Below are 7,529 nucleotides of genomic sequence, written 5' to 3' on the forward strand. Positions count from 1 at the left end.
CGTTATAGCTTGCTATTCGATAAACGCTCGGCTGAAACTTTAGATGTCTTCATCGCAATCGCTAGCGTTAACGCAAAGCCAGGTGACAAGTTTGTAAGGTTCCTTTTACCGAAATGAAAGGAAATTCGATGGGAGCGTCTGACTGCCTGAGGCTATACTGGAAATGCAAGCAGACAACCGAAAGGAATTGGGAGGCTATTCATAATGAGTGTTCTTCGTACGCAAGGTTTAGGGAAAATATATAGTTCTAAAGGCAATGTGTCTTACAAGGCGCTGGAGGATATCGATTTGAAAGTAGAAGCAGGCGAATTCGTCGGCGTAATGGGGCCGTCGGGAAGCGGGAAGACGACGCTGCTTAATTTGCTCGCGACAATCGACCGGCCTACATCCGGCGAAATAGAGATTAACGGGGTTAATCCTGCAAGGCTGGACGACCGCAAGCTGGCTTTGTTTAGACGCCGGGAGCTTGGTTTCGTGTTTCAGGATTTTAATTTGCTGGATACATTGACGATTAAGGAAAACATTATTTTGCCGCTCGTGCTTGAGGGAGTTGCCCCTAAGATCATTGAGGAGAAGCTAAAGCCGCTTGTTGAGCTGCTGCAAATTACGGCGATACTCGGCAAAAGAACGTATGAGGTTTCCGGAGGACAGAAGCAGCGTGCGGCAATTGCCAGAGCGATCATTCATCAGCCTTCGGTTGTATTAGCCGACGAGTTGACCGGCAATCTTGACTCGAAATCGGCGAAGGATGTAATGGATTCGTTGAAGGACATGAATGAAAGGCTTAAGGCAACGGTTCTGATGGTTACGCATGATCCGTTCTCCGCGAGCTACTGTCAGCGGATCGTCTTTATTAAGGACGGCAAGTTTTTCTCGGAAATTCGGCGCGGATCCAATCGGCAGGCGTTCTTCCAACAAATTCTCGACGCGCTGAGCGTGCTGGGGGGTAACTTCGATGACGTTCCGTTCGCTCGCGCTTAGCAATATTCGAGGCAATTGGCGTTCTTACAGCGCGTTTTTCCTAAGCAGCGTGTTCTCGGTTATGATTTTCTACATCTATACCGCCTTTATCTACCATCCTGATGTCGTTAACGGACATATTATGCAGGCGCAAAAAGTCCGGAAGGGCATGGAATTTTGCTTGTACATTATTGGCATCTTTTCATTCCTGTTCGTGCTTTATTCCAATTCGGCCTTCCTTAAGACGAGAAAGCAGGAATTTGGTCTGTTCTCGCTGTTCGGTATGACCAGATCGCAGCTCAGAAGGTTAACGATCTATGAGAGCACGGCTGTCGCGGTATTGTCGGTTGGCATCGGCATTGGCGTCGGCATGCTGTTCAGCAAGCTGTTCTTTATGGCTCTTGGCCTCATGCTGCGTGTCGAGGAGCCGATCCCGTTCGCCGCGCCTTTGCAGGCGATTGCTTTGACCGCCATCGGATTTGTCGTTCTTTTTCTCACCATTGCGATCATTACTTCGCTGCGCATCGGCAAATCGGAAATTATCGATCTACTGAAAGCGGCGCGCAAACCAAAGGGCGAGCTTGTGTTTTCAAAATGGCTTGTCGGTCTTGCAGTTGTTTTCCTCGGCGGCGGATACGCGATGGCTCTAGTGATGGACGCAGGCAATTTTTTAGTTTTAGCGCTGCCGATTCTCGTTACAGTCGTTATTGGCACATACTTTTTATTTACCCAGCTGAGCGTCCTGTTTATTCGCTTCCTGCAGCGCCGGCTGTCGGTTTACTATAATCGGACGAATATGATTATCGTGTCGCAGCTTGGTTACAAGCTTAGAGACAATGCGCGCATTTTGTTCATGGTATCGATTATGGGCGCCGTTATTTTGACAGCATCCGGTACGTTCTATTTAATGCAGGTGGGCTATAAGGCAATGATTTCGTCTTATGAGCCGTACTCGATTTCCATTACCGAAAAAGGCTTGAATACGCATGAGGTTATGGATTTGGACAAAATGAAGGACGTGTTGAAAGAGAACGGCCATCCGGTCGTAAAAGAAGATAAGCTGGTTGCCGTCAAGTTCAATAAGCTGGTACTTGCTAATGATGAGGGATTAGATAAAAATATATCCTCATTTGCGGAAGGCATTGTCATTTCCGGTGAGAGCTACAATCGTAGAGCGGAGCAGCTTGGCAAGGCGAAGCAAAACGTAAAAGCAGGAGAAGTTTTACTGCAGACAAACTGGAACGATAAAGTAGGTTCTGTGAAAGGCACTGTAAACGGCGAGCCGACGACGCTCAAAGTGTCAAGCACTTTGAAAGAGGCGGTTGTTAATACGTCGGGCTCACAGTTCATGATCGTCATGGACGATACGGCGTTTAATAAACTGATCGCATCGGTTCCGGAGCAAGAGCAGCTTGCGATCTACGCCTTTGAGGTGAAGGATTGGGAGCACTCCGCCGATGCTGTCTCGAAAGTGCAGCAGCTCGTGCCAGAGCAATTCGGCGACAGTGTAAAAATGAACCGGGCAGAAGCTTATCAGAGTTACATGGAAACGGTCAATTTGACGCTGTTTATCGGCTTATTTATTAGCCTGTTGTTCTTTATCGCATCGGGAAGCTTGATTTACTTCAAGCTGTTTACAGAGCTGCAAGAGGATCGGCAGCAAATAAACGCTTTGAAACGGATCGGGATGACGCGCGAAGAGATCAGACGAATTTCCGTATCGCAAATCGCTCTCATTTTTTACCTCCCGTGTCTTGTCGGTACGGTTCATGCGCTTATTGCAATGAAGGCATTGGATACGCTGATGGATTCGTCGGTATGGGTGTATTCGTTTGTTGTCATCGGCATTTACGTCGCGATGCAGTCGCTCTACTTCCTGTATTCCTCCGTGAGCTATCTGAAAAGCGTCAATCGCAGCGGAGCTGCATCATAAAAATGTAGGGGATGTCCTGTACATCATCATGATGTGATGATGATCAGGACATCCCCTTTTAAATGTATGGCTAGAGGCCGCTGCGCGCGGCCGTCGTCCAGCCGCCGGAAGCAACAGCGAGCCTGCTTCGCAATATTGCGAAGCAGGCTCGCTTTATTTGCACATGTATAGCCTGCTTTTGGCAATAACGAACCGGATGACGCTATTCATGAAGGACAGTTCGGTAATAGCGCAATCCGGTTCGTTTTTTGTTCGAACGGCGGCTGGAATCGTCAATTTAGCGAAATTTGCTTCGTTAAAATGCGAACCCGATTCGCTGTTTGTTTGGCGATGTCAGTTTTTTCGCTTTGTTATGGAAAACAGGCTTGCTTCCGCGATTTATGGCATTGAGCAAGGAGGAGCTTCAGCCAGTCGGCCGTTTCGCGCCTCCTCCAATACATGCTCCAGCCATTCTTTTTCCGCCCGATTGAACCGGAGCACGCCTTCGATCATAACTAGCGCTCCGCGCGGCAGCCATTCTTTCTTATAATCCAGCACGCTTTCAATATGATTGATACGGCAGATGCTTGCTTCCAGCTGCTGCTCGACAAGCGTTGAGACACAGCTTAAATCGGTATGCCGCACGAATGGCAGCGTCATAAATAGCGGATGCTGCGGATAAAAGCCTTGCTTCATTTGCTCGTATATCATTTCAAGCAGCTTCGCTTTGCCGCTTTCTGTGATGCGGTATACGGTTTTGTCCGGGCGATTGTCGCCGGGAACCGAAATCATCTCAGCAACCTCGATCAAACCTTCTTGCTTCAACTGATCTACCGCATAGTAAAGCGAGCCGTCCTTTACCCGGAACGTTTGGTCCCAATTGCGCCCTTTGATCGTTTGGCGAATTTCGTAGGGATGCCGGTCCTTCTCCATAAGCAGTCCCAGCACTAGCAGTTTATTGGACATATGGCTCAGACCTCATCAATGGAAGGTAGGTTCAGGCTTGGCGCCGCCTTCTGGCGAGCCGGAGGTTTGCGTCGTCTCCATTCGAGCACGGCCCATAAGAACAACAAATACGAGCGCAACAACCGGAAGCAACACCGACCATTGGAAAATGTACAAAATGGAATCGGACAATTTCGCAATCAACAAGTTGACCATCTCAGGCGGCATATGCATTTGCGCTTGAAGGTCAGGATCGAGCAGCGCCTGTCCGCCTTTAATTTTTTCGGCCATCTCAGCGGGAATTTGCTCGATTTGCTTGATGCCTTCCTGGAATTGATGCTTTTGCAGCGAGCCGAAAACCGCAACGCCGAGCGCAGAGCCGATCGTCCGGAAAAACGTAATGAGCGACGATGCCGAGCCTTTGTATTGCGGAGGAACGGCATTCAGCGTCGAGATGTTCAGGAGCGAGAATGAAACGCCCATGCCAAGGCCGATAATGACCATGAACAGCGTAATAAGCGTACGGCTAGTTGACGGGTCCATAACAAAGCCAAGCAGGAAGGAACCGGTAATCAGCGTTATCACTGAGACGAGCATGACGTCCCGGTAGCGGAATTTAATGCCGATTCGGCCGCCGAGCTGCGCGCTGATGACAACGCCAAGCATCATAGGCGTCAGGACCGTACTCGTTTCCGTTGCGGTTTTGTGAAACACGCCTTGGATAAAGATCGGAATATATGTCGCGGACGCCATCATCACGCCGCCGTAAAGCACGCTGATGCCCATGCTGCTCGTAAACAAACGTGTTTTAAACAAGCTGAGCTGAATAATCGGGTCTTTGGCGTATTTCTCGGCAATAAGGAACAAGACGAGAAGAACGCCAGCACCGGCAAACAGCGATATCGTCTTTGCAGACCCCCATGCCCAGCCGTCTGTACCGCCCAATTCGAGTCCGAACATCAGGCATAGAATAGCCGCGGTGAGCAGTATTGCGCCAAACCAGTCGATGCTCTGCTTCTTCGACACTCTTAGTTCTTGATACCCTTTAGCGATAAAAATAACCGCTAGAATGCCAATTGGCACATTAATGTAGAAAATCCAGCGCCAGGACAAATGATCGGTAATGGCGCCGCCCAATATCGGGCCAAATACGCTGGAAAGGCCGAATACCGCGCCGAATAAGCCCATCATTTTGCCGCGTTTCTCTGCAGGGAACAGATCGAAAATAATAGTGAATACGATCGGCATAAGGGCGCCGCCGCCGATGCCTTGAATGGCCCTATAAATGATGAGCTGATCCATGTTTACGGCAGTTCCGCAAAGGATGGAGCCGATCAGGAACAACAACAGACCGAGCAGAAATAACCGTTTTCGTCCGTACATATCAGACAGTTTGCCGAAAATCGGCGTAGAAACGACCATAGCGATCATGTATGCGGAGTAGACCCAAATAAAGCTTTCAAATCCTCCGAGTTTTTTAATGATCGTCGTCATTGCCGTCGAGACGATCGTTTGATCGAGCGAGGCCATGAACAGTCCAAGCAGCAGGCCCGCAACGACCAGCTTGATGCTGCTGTTTTTTGCATCCATGCGTAAATTCCTTCCTCTCTTATGTAGAGTAGTGATGAGGTACTCAAATTTGAGTACTTTCTAAGTATACTCCTATTATGACCATTTTCAACCCTGATTTCCTATTTCTAGAATGGAAGAATGGACAGCGGCGGTTTTCTCGCTTCACAACTTTTCGTTTCGCTGCTGCGTCTAAATAGTCAGTTGTTAGCTCGGTTCTTTCAAGGAGAATGTCCCATATGAAAAAAGATTATTTGCCAGCCATTGCCGCAGCGAAGATCGATACCGAGCCTGTCTATTTGGTCGAGGAATCGTTTTTGGAGGAGAAACGCCCATGCTTCCGTTATCGGATCGATCTCTATTCAAGAGCAGAAGAAAGTTTTTGAAGCGATCGTAACTGTCGAAGAAACGAGAGACAATGGAGAACTTATACGAGCATATTCGTTTTTTTTTGAAAGATAAAACCGCTGACGCTCAGTGGGGAATTATAGATATCGATTAAACACAGGAGGAGAAGCATGCCTTTTTTAAAACGGATTTCTTTCGATTGGGAGACGGCGAGAACGGCCGGCATGATTGGCAGCTATCCTTTCCATATACCGGCGCTGCAGCAGATTGAACAGCTGCCTTTGGACAGCAACGTCACCTTTTTTATAGGAGAGAACGGCTCAGGGAAATCTACGCTGCTGGAGGCGATCGCGTACCAGTGCGGCTTTAACCTCGTTGGCGGCAAACATTCGCTGCTGGCGAAGGAAACCGACAACGTGGAGCTCGCATCCATTATGAGACTGTCTTGGCTGCCGAAAGTGACTGACGGCTTTTTCTTTCGTGCGGAAACGTTTAATGCGTTTGCGGATTATGTAGACGAGCTCGCCAAGGAAAACGGCGGCAGAGTATATGATTCATATGGAGGCAAATCACTGAACGAGCAATCGCATGGCCAAGCGTTCTTATCTTTGTTTACGAATCGGCTTGGAGGAAAAGGCGTTTACCTGCTGGATGAACCGGAGTCTGCATTGTCTCCGCAAAATCAGCTGGCCTTTATGCGCGCAATCTGGGAACTCGAGCGTCGCGGGAATGCGCAATTTATCATTGCGACACATTCGCCGATTTTGCTGTCCTACCCAGGAGCGACGATATGGAGCTTTGACGAAATGCCTATCGGACAGGTTGAATATGAGGACACAGAGCAATTCCGGCTGACGAAAGATTTTTTGAACAATCGCGGCCGGTATTTCCGGACGTTGTTTGCGGAAGAGTGAGCGCTTTTCGCTTAGAAGAAAAGGTCATAACGAAACAAATGGAGGATTTCGAAAATGATTATAAAAATGGCGCAATCAAATCTATGTGATTTTAACAAGGCGAATGAAGGTTTCATAGTTTCAGGGCGAATCATCCCTAAGTATGAAAACGACATTTGGACCTATTCGGAAGAGGTGTTTTCCAAGCCATACTTTAAGCAATATGATAATGAAGAAATCGACTCAACTTATATTGAAGATACAGGAAAAGCTGTTTTTTTATATTATGTTGATAATATGTGCATTGGACAGATTAGGCTACGTTCGAATTGGAATGGATATGCTTATGTCGAAGACATTGGGGTATCTAAGAACTGGAGACAAATGGGTATTGGAACCAAATTGTTGGAAAAAGCAGTACAGTGGGCAAAACAAAATAATCATATTGGTCTTATGCTTGAAACGCAAGATGTCAATGTATCTGCTTGTCGTTTTTATGCAAGAAACAACTTTATAATCGGTGGAGTTGATCGTATGCTCTACTCAAAATTTCCCACCGCTAATGAAAAGGCAATCTTTTGGTATCATAAGTTTTAATTTCTAACACACAAACGGAGAAAGCGAATGATTCTGGAGAAGCGGAGCGTTCGCCTTTGTATCCCGGATTCCACCCGATAGGACTAGTTGAAAGAATCCGGGCTACAACAGCGATCGTAAGAACATTTGCTTGCGCAGTTTGCGCGGTGTTATGTTTTTCATCATTAGATGTTCGTAATTGAGCTTTTGAAGAGAAATGGCCTAACACCACAAACGGAGAAAGCGAATGATTCTGGAGAAGCGGCAGCGTTCGCCTTTGTATTCCGGATTCCACCCGATAGGACTAGTTGAAAGAATCCGGGATA

The 7,529-nt window shown here is 47.7% G+C and carries 7 protein-coding genes; 5 read left to right on the plus strand and 2 right to left on the minus strand.

Annotation, left to right across the window (positions count from 1 at the left end):
• Nucleotides 1–204: 204 nt before the first annotated feature.
• Both GOM71_RS21905 and GOM71_RS21910 read left to right on the plus strand, forming a co-directional pair.
• Nucleotides 205–981: an ABC transporter ATP-binding protein gene (locus GOM71_RS21905; protein WP_156284979.1), complete on the plus strand. Its 777-nt coding sequence runs from the start codon at nt 205–207 to the stop codon at nt 979–981.
• Complete coding sequence (locus GOM71_RS21910; protein WP_156284981.1) at nt 956–2,893, plus strand: FtsX-like permease family protein; 1,938 nt, start codon at nt 956–958, stop codon at nt 2,891–2,893. The genes GOM71_RS21905 and GOM71_RS21910 overlap by 26 nt, the downstream gene beginning before the upstream one ends.
• A 378-nt stretch (nt 2,894–3,271) precedes the next feature.
• Here the strand turns inward: GOM71_RS21910 and GOM71_RS21915 are convergent, their stop codons facing one another.
• Together GOM71_RS21915 and GOM71_RS21920 are read right to left on the minus strand one after the other, a co-directional pair.
• Nucleotides 3,272–3,838 (minus strand): PadR family transcriptional regulator, encoded by a 567-nt coding sequence (locus GOM71_RS21915; protein WP_156284983.1) that lies wholly within the window; start codon nt 3,836–3,838, stop codon nt 3,272–3,274.
• A 15-nt stretch (nt 3,839–3,853) separates the two neighbouring features.
• Entirely contained in the window at nt 3,854–5,407 is a 1,554-nt protein-coding gene (locus GOM71_RS21920; protein WP_156284985.1) for an MDR family MFS transporter, read from the minus strand.
• Between the two features lie 218 nt (nt 5,408–5,625).
• On the opposite strand from GOM71_RS21920, the gene GOM71_RS21925 reads away from it, so the two are divergent.
• The 3 genes from GOM71_RS21925 (at nt 5,626) to GOM71_RS21935 (ending at nt 7,224) form a co-directional block, all read left to right on the plus strand.
• Entirely contained in the window at nt 5,626–5,772 is a 147-nt protein-coding gene (locus tag GOM71_RS21925; protein WP_156284987.1) for a hypothetical protein, read from the plus strand.
• Between the two features lie 186 nt (nt 5,773–5,958).
• Entirely contained in the window at nt 5,959–6,648 is a 690-nt protein-coding gene (locus tag GOM71_RS21930) for an AAA family ATPase (RefSeq protein ID WP_253944974.1), read from the plus strand.
• A gap of 54 nt (nt 6,649–6,702) precedes the next feature.
• A complete protein-coding gene (locus GOM71_RS21935; protein ID WP_156284991.1) occupies nt 6,703–7,224 on the plus strand; it encodes a GNAT family N-acetyltransferase in 522 nt (173 codons plus the stop codon).
• The last annotated feature ends 305 nt before the right edge of the window (nt 7,225–7,529 follow it).

Origin of the sequence: Paenibacillus sp. NEAU-GSW1 (assembly GCF_009737085.1) — a bacterium.
GTDB lineage: Bacteria > Bacillota > Bacilli > Paenibacillales > Paenibacillaceae > Pristimantibacillus.

Bases quoted from the DNA above. Each gene is read 5' to 3' on its own strand.
- GOM71_RS21935 (WP_156284991.1), top strand. From the start codon at position 6,703: ATGATTATAAAAATGGCGCAATCAAATCTATGTGATTTTAACAAGGCG.
- GOM71_RS21920 (WP_156284985.1), bottom strand. From the start codon at position 5,407: ATGGATGCAAAAAACAGCAGCATCAAGCTGGTCGTTGCGGGCCTGCTG.
- GOM71_RS21905 (WP_156284979.1), top strand. From the start codon at position 205: ATGAGTGTTCTTCGTACGCAAGGTTTAGGGAAAATATATAGTTCTAAA.
- GOM71_RS21915 (WP_156284983.1), bottom strand. From the start codon at position 3,838: ATGTCCAATAAACTGCTAGTGCTGGGACTGCTTATGGAGAAGGACCGG.
- GOM71_RS21925 (WP_156284987.1), top strand. From the start codon at position 5,626: ATGAAAAAAGATTATTTGCCAGCCATTGCCGCAGCGAAGATCGATACC.
- GOM71_RS21930 (WP_253944974.1), top strand. From the start codon at position 5,959: ATGATTGGCAGCTATCCTTTCCATATACCGGCGCTGCAGCAGATTGAA.
- GOM71_RS21910 (WP_156284981.1), top strand. From the start codon at position 956: ATGACGTTCCGTTCGCTCGCGCTTAGCAATATTCGAGGCAATTGGCGT.